General features: G+C 55.9%; 15 protein-coding genes. 7 read left to right on the forward strand and 8 right to left on the reverse strand.

Features of this window, described 5'->3' with window-relative positions; all coding sequences use genetic code 11:
* Position 1 precedes the first annotated feature (1 nt).
* Complete coding sequence (locus tag F3J29_RS07415; RefSeq protein ID WP_166864457.1) at positions 2-619, reverse strand: LysE family translocator; 618 nt, start codon at positions 617-619, stop codon at positions 2-4.
* Positions 620-736: 117 nt separating this feature from the next.
* On the opposite strand from F3J29_RS07415, the gene F3J29_RS07420 reads away from it, so the two are divergent.
* A complete protein-coding gene (locus tag F3J29_RS07420) occupies positions 737-1642 on the forward strand; it encodes a LysR substrate-binding domain-containing protein (protein ID WP_166864460.1) in 906 nt (301 codons plus the stop codon).
* A 45-nt stretch (positions 1643-1687) separates the two neighbouring features.
* Here F3J29_RS07420 and pgaD read toward each other — a convergent pair whose 3' ends face one another.
* The 4 genes from pgaD to pgaA are packed head-to-tail and all read right to left on the reverse strand — an operon-like array spanning position 1688 to position 7929.
* The gene (gene pgaD / locus F3J29_RS07425; RefSeq protein ID WP_166865041.1) at positions 1688-2143 is read right to left on the reverse strand and encodes a poly-beta-1,6-N-acetyl-D-glucosamine biosynthesis protein PgaD; all 456 of its coding nucleotides are present in this window, start codon (positions 2141-2143) and stop codon (positions 1688-1690) included.
* On the reverse strand, positions 2143-3471 hold the full coding sequence (gene pgaC, locus F3J29_RS07430) for a poly-beta-1,6-N-acetyl-D-glucosamine synthase (RefSeq protein WP_166864463.1): 1329 nt from the start codon (positions 3469-3471) through the stop codon (positions 2143-2145). The genes pgaD and pgaC overlap by 1 nt, the downstream gene beginning before the upstream one ends.
* Entirely contained in the window at positions 3464-5479 is a 2016-nt protein-coding gene (gene pgaB, locus F3J29_RS07435) for a poly-beta-1,6-N-acetyl-D-glucosamine N-deacetylase PgaB (RefSeq protein WP_166864465.1), read from the reverse strand. Before pgaB ends, pgaC begins: the two co-directional genes overlap by 8 nt.
* Positions 5480-5487: 8 nt before the next feature.
* A complete protein-coding gene (gene pgaA, locus F3J29_RS07440) occupies positions 5488-7929 on the reverse strand; it encodes a poly-beta-1,6 N-acetyl-D-glucosamine export porin PgaA (RefSeq protein ID WP_166864468.1) in 2442 nt (813 codons plus the stop codon).
* Between the two features lie 692 nt (positions 7930-8621).
* Here pgaA and F3J29_RS07445 point away from each other — a divergent pair.
* Positions 8622-9185, forward strand: coding sequence for a helix-turn-helix transcriptional regulator (locus F3J29_RS07445; RefSeq protein ID WP_166864470.1), 564 nt, complete (start codon positions 8622-8624; stop codon positions 9183-9185).
* Between the two features lie 42 nt (positions 9186-9227).
* Here the strand turns inward: F3J29_RS07445 and cueP are convergent, their stop codons facing one another.
* On the reverse strand, positions 9228-9782 hold the full coding sequence (gene cueP / locus F3J29_RS07450) for a copper-binding periplasmic metallochaperone CueP (RefSeq protein ID WP_166864473.1): 555 nt from the start codon (positions 9780-9782) through the stop codon (positions 9228-9230).
* A gap of 465 nt (positions 9783-10247) precedes the next feature.
* On the opposite strand from cueP, the gene F3J29_RS07455 reads away from it, so the two are divergent.
* The 3 genes from F3J29_RS07455 to yjiA are packed head-to-tail and all read left to right on the forward strand — an operon-like array spanning position 10248 to position 13640.
* Positions 10248-12401, forward strand: a complete 2154-nt coding sequence (locus F3J29_RS07455; RefSeq protein WP_166864476.1) for a carbon starvation CstA family protein — start codon at positions 10248-10250, stop codon at positions 12399-12401.
* A 56-nt stretch (positions 12402-12457) separates the two neighbouring features.
* The gene (locus tag F3J29_RS07460; protein ID WP_008460696.1) at positions 12458-12661 is read left to right on the forward strand and encodes a YbdD/YjiX family protein; all 204 of its coding nucleotides are present in this window, start codon (positions 12458-12460) and stop codon (positions 12659-12661) included.
* 13 nt (positions 12662-12674) lie between these two features.
* Positions 12675-13640, forward strand: coding sequence for a GTPase (gene yjiA, locus F3J29_RS07465; protein ID WP_166864479.1), 966 nt, complete (start codon positions 12675-12677; stop codon positions 13638-13640).
* A gap of 10 nt (positions 13641-13650) precedes the next feature.
* Here the strand turns inward: yjiA and btsR are convergent, their stop codons facing one another.
* Both btsR and F3J29_RS07475 read right to left on the reverse strand, forming a co-directional pair.
* Entirely contained in the window at positions 13651-14370 is a 720-nt protein-coding gene (btsR, locus tag F3J29_RS07470) for a two-component system response regulator BtsR (protein ID WP_166864482.1), read from the reverse strand.
* Positions 14364-16052 (reverse strand): sensor histidine kinase, encoded by a 1689-nt coding sequence (locus F3J29_RS07475; protein ID WP_166864485.1) that lies wholly within the window; start codon positions 16050-16052, stop codon positions 14364-14366. Before F3J29_RS07475 ends, btsR begins: the two co-directional genes overlap by 7 nt.
* A 510-nt stretch (positions 16053-16562) precedes the next feature.
* Here F3J29_RS07475 and F3J29_RS07480 point away from each other — a divergent pair.
* Entirely contained in the window at positions 16563-17585 is a 1023-nt protein-coding gene (locus tag F3J29_RS07480; protein ID WP_166864488.1) for a methionine ABC transporter ATP-binding protein, read from the forward strand.
* Positions 17578-18246 carry a methionine ABC transporter permease gene (locus F3J29_RS07485; RefSeq protein WP_166864491.1) on the forward strand — a complete coding sequence of 223 codons (669 nt, stop codon included), beginning with the start codon at positions 17578-17580 and terminating at the stop codon, positions 18244-18246. Before F3J29_RS07480 ends, F3J29_RS07485 begins: the two co-directional genes overlap by 8 nt.
* The last annotated feature ends 62 nt before the right edge of the window (positions 18247-18308 follow it).

Here is an 18308-nt window from a genome sequence, read left to right on the forward strand (position 1 = left end):
CTCAAAACGAGAGCAGCGCCCGGGCATTGTAGACCAGGCCAAACAGCGCCACGGCGAGCAGAAACAGCGCTGACAGACGGTCGAGCAACTTACCGTGCCGCTCAGGCCCCCAGCGCTGCACGGTGAGGATATAAAGCGCCAGGATGGCAAAATCAAGCGCAATCCACACCAGGGAGAGGGTCAGAATACTGGCGCTAAAATCCTGGGTAACCGCCATAAACTGAGGGAAAAAAGAGACAAAAAACAGAATGTCTTTCGGGTTAGAAACGCCAACCACAAAGCCTTTTAAGAGTCCTCCCCCATCGCTTATTGCCGTTTTTTCACCGCCTCCTTCATGCCTGCTTTTCAGACTGGCGATAGCCCCCCAACCAATAAACACCGAGCCCGCCAGGCCCAACAAAGACAGGTGCAGCGGCGAGAGAGAAACAATGCCCGCCAGCACCATGGCCGCAAAGGCAATCAGCACCAGCGAAGCGCTGTTGGTCCCGAGGACGGTCAGAAACGCTTTTTTGCTGCCGTGTCGTGCCGCCGTGCCGGTCACCAGGGCAACAACCGGTCCCGGCGTCAGGATCAGCATAAAGACAGCGAGCGTATAGGCGCCCAGCAGGGGAAGATTCATAGTGCAAAATTCTCACAATCGTTTTCATTGTGATGCATTAAACCCTCTGTTTCGGGAGTTGAAAAACGGAAAAAACTGCGATTCAATGTGAGTAATACTCACAATAGAGGCGCTATTATGACGCTGCCCCCGCTGTACGCGCTGCGTGCGTTTGAGGTTGCCGCCCGGTCAGGTTCGTTCAGCAAAGCCGCCGCGCAATTAAACGTCACACCCGGCGCGGTCAGCAGACATATCCGCACGCTTGAAGCCTGGTTCGAATGCGAGCTGTTTCACCGTAATGGCCCCAAAGTCGAGGTTACCGCCGCCGGTAACGCGCTGGCGATGCAGCTCTCGGAGGGCTTTCATCGGCTGGATCAGGCCTGCCATGCATTTCGCAGCGGCAACCGTAAACTGCGCTTAAAATCACCGTCAACGCTGACCATGCGCTGGCTGCTGGATGTGCTAAGCGCCTTCCGCCAGCGGCACGCTACGCCTGAAATTGAAATGACCAGCGTGTGGATGGATACCGATAGCGTGGACTTTACGCGCGAGCCGTATGACTGCGCTATTCTGCTGGGTGACGGCCGGTTTGGTGCAGGGACGGACGCCCGCCTGCTGTTCGACGAGTGGCTGGTGCCGGTCTGCGCACCGACCCTGGTTGAACAGGCCCGGATGGACATTTCTCGCTGCGAGCTGATCCATCCCTCTCCCGACCGCCGTGACTGGCGAAGATGGCTAAAACATACCGGAAGATTCAGCGAGCTGAATATTGCACGTGGCGCGGTATTCGACACGCTGGAACAGGGCATTCGGGCGGCCATCAGCGGCCACGGTGTTTCAATCGGCGATGCGTTGTTATGCCAGGCGGCAATCGAAAGCGGCCAGCTCGCGCTGCCTTTTGGCGAAGCGATTGCCAGCGGGGAAGGCTACTGGCTGGTCTGGCCGAAGCACTCGGCGCGTGTAGCCCAGATAACGCTGCTGGGCGATGCCCTAAAAGAAGCTGTTCCCAGGCGGTTGCCAGATACATTGACGCTGCTGCGCTGAAGGCTTCCGGCAGAAGGGCTCTAAGAACCCCCATCTGACGAAGGTCTATACAGACCGCTTTTCCGGAAGATCCGCCTCGCTCTCCGCCCGATTATTTTTAAGATCGATAATCTGCCCAATCTGGTCGTGATAAACCGTTAACTGGTTATAGCGGCTCATTTCGGAAACCAGCTGCGTCGACAAGTTAAAGCTGCGGGCCAGGTCGCCAGGCTGAAACGGTTTGTGTCCATCGAGGTATCGGTCGCTGTACCTGCGCAGGCTGTACTGATACCAGAGGATCAGCAGCCAGCCATTGATGGCGGCAATCAGCAGGTACAGCAGCACGGAATTGAGCGACTGCGCGACGATTTCCCCGCGCTGGTCGGGCAATAACATCAGCTGCAGCAGCAAGTTTTTCCACACAAAGTACAGAAACCCGGCCCAGGCAATAGCGGTTATCAGGCCATCGAACAGCCTCGGCCCCAGCCGCTCTTCGGTCAAAATCAGCGTGTTGGTCTGCATCATATTCTTCCTTTTCCACGGTCAGGACTTACCCAGCGCGCGCGGGCGCGGCGGCGTTTAAGCATCACTTTCGGGAATGACACCAGGGTGGTGAACAGACCGATCATCCAGTACATCAGCGGGAACCAGACAATCCAGAACAACGACCCGGCAATCCGCTTTTCATAGCGCCGCTCAATGAACAGGCTGATCAGGAACTGCATCAGGCACATCACGCCCAGCAGCAGCCCGGTAAACGCCGGCGGGAAGAGCGTTTCAACCACCAGGTTTGCCGGCAGCGTGGTCAGGTGGCTGGCAATAAACAGCAGGATGGTTATCGCATAGGCGAAGGCCCAGACCGTCGACAGCACGTACTCCATAAACAGCGGCCACATCCGCCGGTGCTCCCAGCGGAACAGACGACGCAGGTTGACCAGAAACACTTCCGCCCCACCCTGCGCCCAGCGCAGTCGCTGTTTCCAAAGCCCTTTGAGCGTTTCCGGCATCAGGATCCAACACAGCGCGCGCGGCTCAAAATAGAGCGTCCAGTGATGCAACTGCAGTTTCCAACTGATATCAATGTCCTCGGTGATCATGTCCGGGCTCCAGTAACCCACGTCCGCCAGCGCCTGGCGGCGAAAAGCAGCTATCACGCCGGAAACGGTAAAGACACGGCCATAAATACGCTGGGTGCGTTTAATCAGCCCGATTATCGAAGAAAACTCGCCGACCTGGATGCGCCCAATCAGGTTCGAGCGGGTGCGGATCCGCGGGTTCCCGGTCACGGCGCCCACGTTAGGGTGGCGAATCAGCGGCATCACCAGGTAAGCCGCCGTGTCCCGCTCCAGTAAGGCGTCCCCGTCAATGCACACCAGCAGATCCCCGCGTGCGGCGGCGGCCCCGGCTTTGAGTGCCACAGCTTTGCCCTGATTCGCCGCCAGGTGAATCACTCGTAGTTTTGGGTATTCCCCCGCAAGCTGGTTCAGGATCCCGGCGGTGTTATCCCGAGAGCCGTCGTTGATGGCGATGACTTCGATGTTGGTATAGCGCTGTCCCAGCGCGGCTTCGATCGTTTCCCGGGCATTTTTACCTTCGTTAAAGCACGGGATCAGAATAGAAATCAGCGGATTACCTTCCAGCTGCGGCGGCGGAACGTCTTTGCCCCACGGCCAGTGGCGTTCCAGCCGGTACCAGAAATAGAGCCCGCCGGTCATCCACAGCACCGACATGAACAGTGGCCAGAAGAACACGAAGTCCAGCAGGATTTTCCCGGTAAACACCGCCGCCATACCGAGCGGCAGCCCAAAAACCAGGCCCAGAATCAGCAAGGAAAGAAGACGATCAGTCATTGTTTGGGTACCAGTAAGAGGAAATTTCAGGTCTGATATGTGAAATATCAGGCTGGTTATTGATGAAGTCGTCCGGGTAGTAGCCGTAATGCTTCACGCCGTTCAGCTGCAGCAGCTGCATCCATTCCACCAGCTGTTTGTCGGCAATGCCTTTCTGCGTCGGGTGTTTCCAGTCGCGCGCCTGAAGCTCAAAAATGGTTTTATTCATTCCCGAAGGCTTCGCCGCGACGGCTTTAATTAGCCGCTCCAGCCAGCTGTTGCTCTCTTCCAGCGGCACGGACTCCATCAGCGGCATCGCCATCGGCACCGTCCAGTCGTAAGCGGCAAGGAAATCGTCAATGTTCTGGGCGAACCAGGTCTCGCTCTCTGGTTCCAGAATCGGCAGCGCAAAGATATTTCGGGCAGTTTTTATCTGCGGGCCACGAATATTTCGTACCGCATCGGTCAGCGTGCGCGTGAAGGCGATCAGCGTCTGGCTTTTAAAACGCGTCCAGCTCCGCAGTTCGGCAGGGTTTTGATGAATGTCGCCGATACTGCCCTGGAATCCTGCCTGCCGGTACGCGGTCATGGCGTCCGGCCCGGCATCTTCAAAGTCGGTGAGCAGTGCGTCATCGTGGAAAAGAATGCCGTCAAACACTGCATGTCGGGCGAGATCTTCGTAGATATCGACTATCTGGTGGCGAACCTGCCGGTTCCATGGAGAAAGCCGCAGATAAGGGCTGGTGGCCCGCTGAGCCTTCCCGCTGGCGGCGTCCCAGCGTTGTACCCTGGGCAGCGCGGCGTTCAGATCAAAAGAGAGCACCGGCAGCCAGGCAAACACTTTGGCATCGCCTCTGGTACGTAGCTGCCAGGCAACGAAGTTAAACAGGTCGGCGCGCATCGGCAGCCAGCGGTTGGGAAAAAAGAGCGATTTGATATTGCCGTCGCCGAGCGGGTCCGAGAACGCCTGCAAAAAGACATGGCTGATTTTCATGTCATACACACGCTGCACCAGCGCATCAATATTCTTCGCCTGTTGTACCGGGTTCGGGTCGTAGACGTAGTCGAGATCCACATGCATAACGCGCACCGGATCGGGCTCCCGCACTCGGCTCACTATGCTGGCGAACGCTTTAAGCGTCGGGTTGCCCGAGATCAGCACGCGCGGGATGTTATCCAGGTCGCGGGCGTCGGCGAGACCATCGTTCAGCGTGAACGCCATCTGATACCCCTGCTTTTTGAGCACGCCAAGCGAGGTGCCGTTGGCCGCGCCATAGGGCCAGACCCAGGCGCGAGGCGCTTTCCCGCTGACCTGCTCAATTTTACGGCTGATTTGGTGCACGTCGTCGTCAATACGCCGGATGAATTGCTCGTCGCTTTCATACTGACCGGTGACTTTATTCCACGCCCGGTTAGCCACGGCAGGCTCGCGGCTGCCCTGTGGATTCGCCTGAATACCGTAATGTGAAGCCCAGGTGTGCGACCCAATCTCAACCAGCGGGGACTGGCTAAGCTCACGCACCATATCCCAGGTGGCAAACTTATCGCGGGCGGTCATCAACCCGCCAAAATCCACTTTTTTCCCTGGCGGCGTGTCCACCCAACTGCCCACCGGTGCCCAAAGCGCGGGCACATCATAAGCTTTGAGCAGCGGCCAGACGCGGGTGTAAAAGCTGCTGTAACCGTCATCAAAGGTCAGTAAAAATGCCTTCGGCGGCAGTGGCGTTCCGCCCCGGTGGGCGTCCAGAATCGCCTGCACGCTTACCGCGCGATAGCCGTTTTGCAGCAGCCAGCTGATTTGCTCGTTGAGGGCGCTGGTGCGCACAGCCAGATAGCGTTGATCGGGGTCGCTGTCTTCGACGTCATGGTAAGCCAATACCAAAAAATGGTTCTTCGGCCAGGGCCGGCTGGCTTCAGGCTGCGGCCGCTCGTTTGGCGGCAGAAAATGGATCTCCTGCGCGCCCAGGCCAGAAAAGGTCAATAACCAGCCCAAAACGATCAGGCCGAGGCGAAAACTGTTGGTCAGCATGTGTGTCCTTAAAATCGTAAATTGGCATCAAAAGCGACGGCGAGATGCGTTTCCCGCTTGCCGTCCCAGGGGCGCTTTTCCCAGTTCAGCATGGCCCCGGTGTCGAGGACGTTGTTCCACTGGATACGCTGGCCATACCCCAGGGTTGTCATCGCCCCCGCCCCGTAATTTCTTTGCCGGTAAACGCCCGCTCCGGCGCTAATCTGCTGGCTCCAGACGGTGTCATAGCGCTGGTACATCACGTGATTAACGGCGAGCGTCGGCGCGGCGGATAAGTCCCATTTAGGGCTGTAATACGCCGTGTCGGTCTTGCTGTTGCTGCTGTATGCCACGCCGGGCTGCAGGTCGAGCGCGATCCGCGGCGTCTGCCACAGTCGTTCCCGGCCCTGGAAAGTGTATTCCTGGCGGTGGTTATGGTCTGAAAACCAACTGGTCGCGGTAGTAACCTGATATTCACGGCGTTCATTCTGGTGCCAGCGTACCCACAGGTTGGCCTGATTCGCACTTACCCCGTTGCGCAACGCCCGCAGCGGCGTTGCCCGGGCCAGACGTTCAACCTCCCCACCGACTCGCCAGCTGTCGCTGAAGCTGTGCCAGGCCGAGGCGCGCCCACCGGGCTTATTGCCGCCGTTAAAGTTGTTGTTCGCCAGTTCAAGTTCGACCCAGCTATTGCGCGGCCGCCACTCGATGCCTCCGAACATGCTGCGGCTGGATCCCTTTCCCTCTTCAAAACGCCCGCTGTTAAAGCGGTTACCGCCAAACAGCCGCCAGCTGTCGGCTACCGGTGGGCCGTAAATCGCCATATCCCAGCTAAAATCGTGCGCGCCGCTAACGGGCGTATCAGAGTGGAGCCCCTGCTGGCCGTTAACACGCAGCTCGGACATTCGATGCACATCGCGCATGCGCTTCAGCCGCTGAGAACCGATATCCCACGAAGAGCGCAGCATCACATCGTCGGTCAGCAAATCCATTTGCCGCCACTCGTGCAGATCCTGTGCGACATAAGCCTGCTGCCGCTCCAGCTCCAGGCTGGACGGCTCAAGCACCTCCGCCTTTTTTAGCTCTCGTTCAGCGGCCTGCGGCAGCCCGCAAGCCTGCAAAACTCTGGCATAATCAATACGTAATCCCTGATTACCCGGCGCGGTATTGGCCAGTCGCCGGGACAACGTTTGTGCTTCCGGCAGCGCATTGGTTGATAAGAGGTATTGCAGAGAGAGCGTTTTGGCTTCCAGCCAGCGATCGTTCGGTACGGGATTCGGGAAACCCGGCACGTAGCGACGATAAGGCGTTGTCTGAGTCAGGTTTTGCAGATAACGAGCGGCAGCGTCGTACTGTCCACTGTCCAGCAAGGCATAAAACATCGCCTGCTCGTTCTCATTCGCCGCGCCGCTGAACAGATCCGGCGTCAGCGCCTGCGCGCTTTCTATCTGCTTTTCTGCCAGGTAAGCCGCGATAACCCAGCGCAAAGCCCAGGGCGGGACACGCACGTTTTCTGAAGCCAGGGCTTCATATTCCTGAATGACTTTTGGGTAATAATTATGGGCATAGAGCGCACCAAGCCGGTCTATTCGCGCTCTGGTGACGTCCTGCCTGGCCTGAGGATTGCCGCGCCACCTGGCGAGCAAGGCGTCGTAACGATCCAACGCGCGCTGCGCGACGGTAAAGCGCGCTTTTTCCTCTCCCGGAGAGATTTCAGCCATGCGCACCTTTTCGGCCAACGCGTTAAGTTCCAGAGTTCGGCGCTCATTTGCCGGAAGGTGCGCTTGCCTGGCTAACGCAAGCGCCGGCGTATTCACCCTGTTCACGGTCAGGCTGGATATCAAATTTTGCAGCGCAATTTTATCCGCCGGGGCAAGCGCGAGGGCTCGCGTGTCGCTAAGCAACTGGTCCCAGGTCTTGCCCTGCCGCAGATAGACATAAGAAAGCGTCTGCCAATGCGCCAGCGTCGGTTTTTCTTCGACTAAACGCAGGGCTTCATCTCTGGCCTGCCAGGCTTTTTGCCCGTCGGCCAGCGTTTTGATTCTCCCTGTGCGGTAGTCATCGTTAGCGGGAGAAAGCCGAAGCGCCTGCTCCCACAGGGAAAGTGATTCTGTCCAGCGATGAAGATTCCGCAGGGATTGCGCTGCGGCGGCAACCCCCCTGGCAGGTATTGCCGTCTGGCCACGGTAACGCTGCCAGACGCTGACCACCTCGTTATCACGCCCCGCCCAGGAGGCGACCTGCAGCCAGTCAGCCACCTGTCCCGGGTTGAGCGCCCTTTGCTGCGCCTCGTGCTCTAACGCAGCAAGCAGAGGTTGATAATCCCCGTTTCGCGCCTGTAATACCTGGCTGTCATAGCGCGATGTTGCCCCCATCCCTTGCGCTGGAAGCAATCCCGGCATGATTAAAAATAACGAGAGCTTTACGCCGCGATAAAAGAATAACTTATTGATACTCAGCCGCTGTTCCATAAATATCTATTATTCCATTATGAATGAGCATGGTTTATCCGCCGCATTTTGAATACCTGATATCGGCATTAGCGGATGAAATTCACACGGTAAAATCCTATTGAGACCCGGAACATTTATTTGCACAGGCATCTCTGGTCTAACGTTTTTCCCTGCACCAGGCATTAGGAACAAACTCAAAATAACGTTGATTACACATTAGGTCAGACAGCAGGAATGATAAGTCACCATGAATAATTTTGTGAACACGCTCTGAAGGCCAAAGAGATACTTTTAAGAATACTCTGTATCCGCTTTGGAATGTACAAACCACCTCACAACACAAAAATCATAATATACTGATTTAAATAATTAATTTATAAAAATAAAAATAAAACCGTGTTACGAACGATGTTTGTGATGATAGGTTCAGGGGAAATTCAATGTATTAATCAAGAGATTTCCTGGCAAAGAATCCTAATTTAAAAACCGGTTACTTCTCTCTTATTTCTTTTTATTTATAATTTTACACATCAGAAATAAAGAAGGATAGTTTCGCGCCCCTAACATCTTGCCCAACAATAAGTTGAAATACCGCCTAACTTACCTGGAGGTAAGTTAGCTTATTTATCATGAAATAGAGAGAAGCGCCGCGCACATGGTTTCCATGATCGGGCATTTGGATTCGAGCAATATTGAAGGGATACGCTGCGATGGGTGCCACCATTTTGATCACACAAGATCGCTATCTTTACCAGGGAATAAAAAATTATTTCCCCGACGTCATTCTGCTGCACTCCGTGGGCAGAAGGAGTTTTAGCTACGGCTACAAAGAGTACGCTATCCTGGTGGATAGCCGGTTACCGCTGGCGCAGTGGGAAAACATCATCACCAGCGCAGAGAAGGCTGAGGCACCGGTGCGCTGCATAGTGCTGGATATGCGCCACACTGAACTTTTCCCGCTCAGGCAAAAGTGGAGCGTTGATATGTCGATACCGCACCGTGACGTTGAAGCCCTGTTCTGGGTGCTGCAAAAAGTGAAGCTCGACCGCCAGGCGGGGGAATGGTTTTATGCCATGCGCCTGAGTCGGGAGGAGCGAGTGATGATGGCGTGGCTCAGGCAGGGACTGCCCATGGAAACCGTGGCGGAAAAACTCAACACATCTCTAAAAAGTCTCTATCGCAGGCGGAATGAGCTTTACGGAAGACTGGGGCTGGCTAACTTCAACGAGGCCTGCCTGCTGATTTATACCGACGAAGAAAACAACTATCCGTGATTCAGGCGGCGGTTACGTCGGGATAGCCGCCGCCCGTCGGACTTAGGATTGCAGCAGCGGCAGCGTGGTCATGCAGGTCTGGCTGTCATTAAAAGTAGCAAAAGCGGAATGCGCAGTCCGGCCCTGATAGCTGACGCTGACCGTTCCTTCGGTATTACGCGGCAGCCACACGCCGATAAATCCGTTCGGCTGGCTGGTAAGGGTTTTATTCAGAATGACGTTACCCGCTTTGTCGGTAATTTTGACGTCGAAAGCCGTATTGGCCAGCTCCCCCTGGCAGCCGGAGAGGCTGTGATTAAAACAAGGGTGCGTTTGCCGCAGATAAGGCGCAAACGACAGATAAAACTTATCTCCCAGCGGGTAGCTAAACTTCTGCTGCCCGTCAGAAAGCACCAGCTCGCGGCCGGTGATCCCGGCGCTGTAGCCCAGCGGACGAGCCTGCGGAGACTGGTCGATAGCCTCCACCATCTGCTCAACGGTTTTTCCCACCAGCCCGTGTCTGGCCAGGAAAGCATTGGCTTCCGGGGTTGACGCCAGAGCGGTGCCACTGAGCGTCAGCGTCAGCGTCAGCAACGTCGTTATCGCGTGAGTTTTCATTCTATTTCCTTTTAGAAAGTAAGGGGCCTGAAATCACTGGCGCGGACGTTACACCTTCCCCCAGGGGGAAGGTCAAAGGCCTGACGGAAAAGAAAAGTAAAGCAATGTATTTATTATACTTTAATTGATTTCTATCAAGTTCTCCCGGCCTTTCCGACGGAAGAAAAGCGCCATCATGCTGACGCTTATCCTGGTGAGCGCATGGGTTGCCCCATGACTTCACCGTCAGCGCCTCTGTATGGGATCTAAATCACACTTTTCAGCAAGTTAGCTTCAGGTAAAAACCGCTTAGCCTGCCCCACAACCGCTTACGCCTGAATACGACCACTCGGCCACTCTTTTTCCTCTCTTGCGGCAAAAATCGTCACGCTATAGCTGGGCTATTTTTATGCCCTTCTTTTACAACAACCAGGTTCGGCCAGACGGCGAACAGGCATCACGCCGGGGCTGACAAACGGATGAATTATGAATAAAAATAAATTTTTCAAACACATACCCTGGGTGATTCTGGGTATCATCGGGGCCTGCTGTCTGGCCGTCGTCGCCTTGCGACGGGGGGAACACATCAGCGCCCTGTGGATAGTTGTCGCCTCGGTGTCGGTCTATCTGGTGGCTTACCGCTACTACAGCCTCTACATCGCCCAGAAAGTGATGAAGCTGGATCCTACGCGCGCCACGCCTGCCGTGATCAATAACGACGGACTGAACTATGTCCCAACCAACCGTAACGTTCTGTTTGGCCACCACTTCGCGGCGATAGCCGGGGCCGGGCCTCTGGTGGGCCCGGTGCTGGCGGCGCAGATGGGCTATCTGCCCGGTGTTCTCTGGCTACTGGCAGGCGTTGTACTGGCCGGGGCGGTTCAGGACTTTATGGTGCTGTTTATCTCCTCGCGCCGAAACGGGGCTTCCCTTGGCGAGATGATCAAAGAAGAGATGGGGCCCGTGCCGGGGACGATTGCCCTGTTTGGCTGCTTCCTGATCATGATAATTATCCTGGCCGTGCTGGCTCTTATCGTGGTGAAAGCGCTGGCTGAAAGCCCGTGGGGCGTATTTACCGTTTGCTCGACGGTGCCGATTGCCCTGTTTATGGGCATTTATATGCGCTTTATTCGCCCGGGCCGGGTCGGTGAAGTGTCCGTTATCGGGATTGTGCTGCTGGTCGCCTCGATTTACTTCGGGGGCGTGATTGCCCACGACCCTTACTGGGGCCCGGCGCTGACCTTTAAAGATACCACCATTACCTTTACGCTCATCGGCTATGCCTTTGTCTCCGCCCTGCTGCCGGTCTGGCTGATCCTCGCCCCGCGCGACTACCTGGCGACCTTCCTGAAAATCGGCGTTATCGTCGGCCTGGCGATTGGTATCGTTATCCTGAATCCAGAGCTGAAAATGCCGGCGATTACCCAGTACGTGGATGGTACCGGCCCGCTGTGGAAAGGCGCGCTGTTCCCGTTCCTGTTTATCACCATTGCCTGCGGGGCCGTATCCGGTTTCCACGCGCTTATCGCGTCCGGCACCACGCCAAAACTGCTGGCCTGTGAAACCGACGCTCGCTTTATCGGCTACGGCGCGATGCTGATGGAGTCATTTGTGGCCGTGATGGCCCTGGTGGCTGCGTCTATTATTGAGCCAGGTCTTTACTTTGCCATGAACACACCGCCGGCGGGCCTGGGCTTTACCATGCCAAACCTGCACGAGCTGGGCGGGGAAAACGCGCCGATGATTATGGCGCAGCTGAAGGAAGTGACCGCGCACGCGGCCGCCACCGTCAGTTCCTGGGGCTTCGTGATTTCGCCTGAGCAGATCCTGCAAACGGCAAAAGATATCGGTGAACCTTCCGTGCTTAACCGCGCAGGCGGCGCGCCTACGCTTGCCGTCGGGATTGCGCATGTGTTCCACAAAATTGTGCCGGTCGCCGACATGGGCTTCTGGTACCACTTCGGTATTCTGTTTGAAGCACTGTTTATCCTGACCGCGCTGGATGCCGGCACCCGTTCTGGCCGCTTTATGCTGCAGGATCTGCTGGGCAACTTTATCCCGTTCCTGAAGAAAACCGATTCGCTGGTGGCCGGTATCATCGGTACCGCTGGCTGCGTGGGACTTTGGGGCTACCTGCTGTATCAGGGCGTGGTCGATCCGCTGGGCGGCGTGAAGAGCCTGTGGCCGCTGTTCGGCATCTCCAACCAGATGCTGGCGGCCGTGGCATTAGTGCTGGCCACCGTGGTGCTGGTGAAGATGAAGCGTACCCAGTACATTTGGGTCACCGTGGTGCCTGCGGTCTGGTTGCTTATCTGCACCACCTGGGCGCTGGGCCTGAAGCTGTTCAGCAGCAACCCGCAGATGGAAGGCTTCTTCTTCATGGCCAACCAGTATAAGGCGCGTATCGCCGCCGGTGGGGCAGATTTGACGGCACAAGACATCGCCAACATGAACCACATTGTCGTCAATAACTACACCAATGCGGGCCTGAGCATTCTGTTCCTGGTGGTGGTTTACAGCATCATTTTCTACGGCATTAAGGCCTGGAAAGAGGCAGGTAAATCCGACCAGCCGACGGACAAAGAAACGCCTTACCAGCCGGTGCCGAAAGAAGGCATTAAGATTTCTTCCGGACACTGATCGCTTCATATGACAGCCCCGCATTAGCGGGGCTTAAATCACTAAAGGAGCGACGAATGTTTGATAACTTAGGCGCTGCAAAAAAATACCTCGGCCAGGCGGCGAGGATGCTTGTTGGCATCCCGGACTACGACACCTACGTGCTGCATATGCAGACGAACCACCCGGACCAGCCGCCCATGACCTACAAAGAATTCTTCCGGGAACGCCAGCAGGCGCGCTACGGCGGAGATGGTAAAGGCGGCATGCGCTGCTGTTAACAGGAAGGACGCGATGACACCGATTGCAGTAACCGTATTAACCGGCTTTCTTGGCGCAGGGAAAACCACCCTGTTACGCCATATCCTGCATACCCAGCAGGACGAGAAAATCGCCGTTATTGAAAATGAATTTGGCGAAACGCCTATCGACAGCCAGCTGATTGGCGATCGCGCCACCCGCATTACCACCCTAAGCAACGGCTGCATTTGCTGTACGCGGTCGAGCGAGCTGGAAGATGCCCTGCTGGACCTGCTTGATAGCCGGGACAAAGGTGAAATTGATTTCGACAGGCTGATCGTCGAATGCACGGGCATGGCCGATCCCGGCCCTATCCTGCAGGCCTTTTTCGCCCATGAAATCATCTGCGAGCGCTACCTGCTCGACGGCGTCATCACCCTGGTTGACGCGGTACATGCCGGCTCTCAGCTGGATCAGTTCCCGCTCGCCCAGTCACAAATCGGCTACGCCGATCGCATTTTACTGACTAAAACTGATGTGGCCGGTGAATCAGCGGAACTCATTGAGCGCCTGCAGCGCATTAATGCGCGAGCGCCGGTTTACCCTATCCTGCACGGCAATATTGACCTTGCGCTGCTGTTTAACACCCGCGGCTTTATGCTGGAAGAAAACGTCGTGGCGACGAAGCCTCGCTTCCACCGTATTGCTCCGCAGCAAAATGAGGTCTCATCCATTGTGGTGACCCTGGACTACCCGGTTGCGCTGTCCGCAGTGTCTTCCGTGATGGAGAACCTGCTGTCCGGCTTCGCCAACAACCTGCTCCGCTACAAAGGGATGCTGTGGATCGAAGACCAGCCCTGCCGCCTGCTGTTCCAGGGCGTACAGCGCCTTTACAGCGCCGACTGGGACCGCGAGTGGCAGCCGGACGAAACGCCGGAAAGCACGCTGGTGTTCATCGGCGTCTCGCTCCCGGAGGCCGAAATCCGCGACGCTTTTGCCGGATTAAAACCTGGCGCATAGAGGACTCCCCTTAAAGCCCCACCGCCTCTTTCAGTGACTTTAAATAGCGGCGGCTCACCGGCACGGTGCGGCCATCCCGCAGCAGCAGCTCTGCCTGGCTGTTATCTTCCAGGCGGATCTCCTGCAAATAATTCATGTTCACCAGATATTGCCGGTGGCAGCGCAGCAGCGGCGTGCGGCTTTCCAGCGTGCGAAGTGTTAATTCGGTAAAGCCTTCTTTGCCATCCCGGCTGGTGACATACACCCCGCTCAGCCGGCTGCTGACGTAGGCCACCTCTTCCATCTGCAGCAGCCAGATGCGGCTGTGGCCGCTGCACGGGATAAATTTCAGCAATTGCTGGCTTTCCGGCAGGCGGGAAACATCCTGCGCTTCGCTCTCCTGATGCAGGCGAGCCAGCGTTTTTTGCAGCCGCTGCGCTTCAATAGGTTTGAGAAGATAGTCAAAAGCGCACTCTTCAAAAGCCTGCACCGCGTACTCATCAAAAGCGGTGAGAAACACAATTCGCGGCCGGTGCCGCTCATCGAGCATGCCCACCATTTCCAGCCCGCTGATGCGCGGCATCTGGATATCAAGAAACAGCACGTCCGGGCGCAGCTTATTCACCGCACCGATCGCCTCTATCGCGTTGGCGCACTCCCCGACTATCTCAATCTCACCGTCGTTCTCAAGCAGGACGCGCAGGTTCTCACGCGCCAGCGGTTCATCATCCACAATCAATACTCTTAACATACCAACTCCTCGGCGGGCAGGCGCACGGTGATACAGGTAAAACGATCGGATTCGCAGCTCACGGCCAGGCCATAATCCTCCCCAAACTTCGCCCGCAGTCGCTTGTCCACCAGATTCATTCCCAGCCCGTTACCGTTCTCATTTGGCCGGTACAACCCGGCGTTATCCTCAACATCCACCAGCACGTCTTTTCCCTCAGTACGGGCACGAATGGTAATCATGCCGTTGCCTAGCTGCTGGGAAGTGCCGTGTTTAATGGCGTTTTCAACAATCGGCTGTAGCGTAAAGGCCGGCAAACGCTGATTTGCCAGCTCGTCTGGCACCTGCCAGTTCACCGCCAGCTGCGTCTGGAAACGCGCCAGCTCAATCTGCAGATAGGCATTCACATGCTCAATTTCATCGGAAAGGGTGACGACTTCAGACGGGCGCTTGAGATTTTTGCGGAAAAACGTCGAGAGATACTGCACAAGCTGCCCTGCTTTGTCGCCGTCGTGGCGGATCACCGCTTTCAGCGTGTTCAGTGCGTTAAATAAGAAATGCGGGTTCACCTGGGCATGCAGCAGCTTGATCTCGGACTGCGCCAGCAGCGCTTTTTGCTGCTCATATTTCCCGGCAAGGATTTGCGCCGACAGCAGCTGCGCAATCCCTTCGCCGAGCGTGCGGTTGATCGAGCTAAACAGCCGGTTGCGCGCCTCGTAGAGCTTTATGGTACCAATCACCCGCTGGTTTTCTCCCCGCAGCGGGATAACCAGCGTCGACCCCAGCTTGCAGTTAGGATGCAGCGAGCAGCGATAAGGCACCTCATTGCCGTCGGCGTAAACCACTTCGTTATTCTCGATGGCCTGCCAGGTATACCTCGACGAAATGGGCTTGCCCGCCAGATGGTGATCCGCCCCGGTGCCAATAAACGCCAGCAGTCTTTCCCGGTCGGTGATCGCCACGGCGCTGATGTCCAGCTCCTGGTGCAGCACCTTCGCCACCTTCAGGCTATTTTGTTCGTTGAAACCCTGCCGGAGAATCCCCTCGGTTGAGGCCGCGACCTTTAGCGCGGTGGCGGAGAACGCGGAAGTGTATTTCTCAAACATCGCGCGTTTATCCAGCAGGATGCGCATAAACATGGCGGCACCCAGCGTGTTGGTGACCATCATGGGCGCGGCAATGCTTTCCACCAGGTGAAGAGCGTCCTGAAAAGGTCTCGCGATCAGCAGGATGATGATCATCTGCACCAGTTCGGCAACAAAGCTCGTCGCGCCGGCAACCAGCGGGCTAAACAGTTTGTCCGTCCTGCCCCGGCGGATTAAAACGCTGTGGATTAACCCGCCAATCAGTCCTTCCGCAATGGTGGAGATCATGCAGCTCAGCGCCGTCATTCCACCGAGAGAGTAGCGATGCAGCCCGCCGGTTAGCCCCACCAGCCCGCCCACCACCGGCCCGCCTAACAGGCCGCCCATCACGGCACCAATGGCGCGCGTATTGGCAATGGAACCTTCGATATGCAGGCCAAAATAGGTACCCATAATGCAAAAAACCGAGAAGGTGATGTAGCACAGCAGCTTGTGCGGCAGGCGCACGGTCACCTGCATCAGAGGGATAAACAGTCTGGTTTTACTCATTAACCAGGCTATGACCAGAAACACGCACATCTGCTGCAGAAGCAGCAGGACTAAATTGAATTCGTACATCTTCAGACAATCTCCGCTCTCGAGGCGGGAAAGATACCTTGATGAGACTAGAATTTCCGGGGCATGGCGCAGATTTGTTAAATTTGGGACGAAAAATAACGGTGAAAACAGTAGCAACGAGTACAGATATAAAACTAAAAAAATCAAATAGAGCAATTATCAACCACCCACGGATCGTTAATAAAGCCTGTTCATAGTCAGTTCATTATTTATCACTTTCGCCCTCTTTTGAGTAATATTTGAACGCATCTAATTAACCAATTTGACAATAAGCAATGCCATATTTTTGCTAAAGAGCATTAGTCCCAATCGGAATAGAATCTTAACTTACTTATATTTCCTACAGCTATAAGTCATATTTTTATATTCTTCTGCCCAACGGTATTAGCAGGTAGTATCAGCCAGATAACCATGGCTCAACGCCCATAACGCGGCGCGCGCACGCCAGCCAGCCATCAGCATATCATGCTGTTGCGTTGCGAAAATTTTCAGCAGTTAAGGATCAGAATAATGATCGTTCTTTCGGGCGTATCAAAAATATTTGCCAGCAAACGTGGCGTAATTACCGCCGTCGATAATATTAATCTCAACGTCAATAAAGGGCAGATTTACGGCATTATCGGCTACAGCGGCGCGGGTAAAAGCACGTTAATCAGATTATTAAATGGGCTTGAAAAACCCACGTCAGGATCGATCGTTGTCGCCGGGCAGGATATTGCCCAGGCCAGAGGCGAACAGCTCCGTCAGGCTCGTCTAAAAGTCAGCATGGTCTTTCAGCACTTTAATCTGCTGTGGTCCCGGACCGTTGCCGAGAATATTGCCTTTCCCCTGCAAATTGCCGGTGTTAATAAAAACCAGATTCAGCACCGCGTTAACGAACTGATTAAGCTGGTGGGGCTGGAGGGGCGCGAAAACGCCTGGCCTGCTCAGCTTAGCGGCGGCCAAAAACAGCGAGTCGGCATTGCCCGCGCGCTGGCCAATAACCCGGATGTTTTACTGTGCGACGAAGCCACTTCGGCGCTGGATCCGCAAACGACTGACGCGATTCTCGATCTGCTGCTCGACATTAACCGCCAGCTCAACTTAACCATCGTACTCATTACTCATGAGATGCATGTGGTGCGCAAAATTTGCCAGCGCGTGGCGGTGATGGAAAACGGCAGAATCGTTGAAGAAGGCCCGGTGCTGGATATTTTCACCCACCCGAAGCAGCCTATTACGCAAACTTTTGTGCGTCAGATCGCGGGGCAAAATACGCCCGCAGAACCGTTCAATCCGCTCTGGGTTCAGGGCGTCAGCGGCAGCATTGTGAAGCTTATTTTCCCGGGCGGCGAAGCCCGGCAGCCGGTCATTGCCGATGTTATTCAGCGCTTCAACGTCGCGCTGAATATCCTGCACGGCAACATCACCCAGACGGTAGACGGCGAGTTTGGCGAACTGTACGTCCATATGGATGACGCCAGCCAGCTAGACAATATTGTGCAATACCTGAATCACAAGCGGGTAGAGACTGAGGTTATTAGACATGCTTGAGCAATACTTCCCGCATTTAAAACTCGACAGGCTGTGGGCCGCCACGGGCGAAACGCTCTACATGACGGCCTGGTCGGGAGTGGCAACCTTAGCGTTTGGCATCGCCCTCGGCGTGCTGCTGTTTCTCACTTCTCGCGGTCAACTGCTGCAGAATCGGCTGGTTTACTCGGTGGTGACCGTGCTGGTCAACGTCTTCCGCTCGATCCCGTTCATCATTTTGATCGTCCTGCTGATCCCATTCACAAAAACGCTGGTTGGCACCATTCTCGGCACCAACGCCGCGCTTCCGGCGCTGATTGTCGGAGCCGCCCCCTTCTACGCTCGCCTGGTGGAAATTGCGCTGCGCGAGGTCGATAAAGGCGTTATCGAAGCCACGCGCTCGATGGGGGCCAAAACCCACACGCTGATTTTCCGCGTGCTGCTGCCGGAATCCTCTCCGGCGCTGGTGTCCGGGATGACCGTCACGTTGATTGCGCTGGTGAGCTACAGCGCCATGGCCGGGGTTATCGGCGCCGGCGGCTTAGGCAACCTCGCCTATCTGGAAGGGTTCCAGCGTAACCATAATGACGTCACGCTGGTGGCCACGGCCACTATTTTAGCGATCGTTTTCATTATTCAGTTTATCGGCGACCGCATCACCAGCCTGCTCGATAAACGCTAACGGCTTTTACACCTTTCGGGCGACAGAGACGCACTCTGCCGCCTGGAATTCCACGGCAATGC

It is taken from the genome of Enterobacter sp. Cy-643, from assembly GCF_011752815.1.
Lineage (GTDB): Bacteria > Pseudomonadota > Gammaproteobacteria > Enterobacterales > Enterobacteriaceae > Cedecea.

What these genes read in the sequence shown, in the direction of transcription:
- F3J29_RS07415 (WP_166864457.1), bottom strand. Translation starts at nt 619, where the DNA reads ATGAATCTTCCCCTGCTGGGCGCCTATACGCTCGCTGTCTTTATGCTG.
- F3J29_RS07420 (WP_166864460.1), top strand. Translation starts at nt 737, where the DNA reads ATGACGCTGCCCCCGCTGTACGCGCTGCGTGCGTTTGAGGTTGCCGCC.
- pgaD (WP_166865041.1), bottom strand. Translation starts at nt 2,143, where the DNA reads ATGCAGACCAACACGCTGATTTTGACCGAAGAGCGGCTGGGGCCGAGG.
- pgaC (WP_166864463.1), bottom strand. Translation starts at nt 3,471, where the DNA reads ATGACTGATCGTCTTCTTTCCTTGCTGATTCTGGGCCTGGTTTTTGGG.
- pgaB (WP_166864465.1), bottom strand. Translation starts at nt 5,479, where the DNA reads ATGCTGACCAACAGTTTTCGCCTCGGCCTGATCGTTTTGGGCTGGTTA.
- pgaA (WP_166864468.1), bottom strand. Translation starts at nt 7,929, where the DNA reads ATGGAACAGCGGCTGAGTATCAATAAGTTATTCTTTTATCGCGGCGTA.
- F3J29_RS07445 (WP_166864470.1), top strand. Translation starts at nt 8,622, where the DNA reads ATGGGTGCCACCATTTTGATCACACAAGATCGCTATCTTTACCAGGGA.
- cueP (WP_166864473.1), bottom strand. Translation starts at nt 9,782, where the DNA reads ATGAAAACTCACGCGATAACGACGTTGCTGACGCTGACGCTGACGCTC.
- F3J29_RS07455 (WP_166864476.1), top strand. Translation starts at nt 10,248, where the DNA reads ATGAATAAAAATAAATTTTTCAAACACATACCCTGGGTGATTCTGGGT.
- F3J29_RS07460 (WP_008460696.1), top strand. Translation starts at nt 12,458, where the DNA reads ATGTTTGATAACTTAGGCGCTGCAAAAAAATACCTCGGCCAGGCGGCG.
- yjiA (WP_166864479.1), top strand. Translation starts at nt 12,675, where the DNA reads ATGACACCGATTGCAGTAACCGTATTAACCGGCTTTCTTGGCGCAGGG.
- btsR (WP_166864482.1), bottom strand. Translation starts at nt 14,370, where the DNA reads ATGTTAAGAGTATTGATTGTGGATGATGAACCGCTGGCGCGTGAGAAC.
- F3J29_RS07475 (WP_166864485.1), bottom strand. Translation starts at nt 16,052, where the DNA reads ATGTACGAATTCAATTTAGTCCTGCTGCTTCTGCAGCAGATGTGCGTG.
- F3J29_RS07480 (WP_166864488.1), top strand. Translation starts at nt 16,563, where the DNA reads ATGATCGTTCTTTCGGGCGTATCAAAAATATTTGCCAGCAAACGTGGC.
- F3J29_RS07485 (WP_166864491.1), top strand. Translation starts at nt 17,578, where the DNA reads ATGCTTGAGCAATACTTCCCGCATTTAAAACTCGACAGGCTGTGGGCC.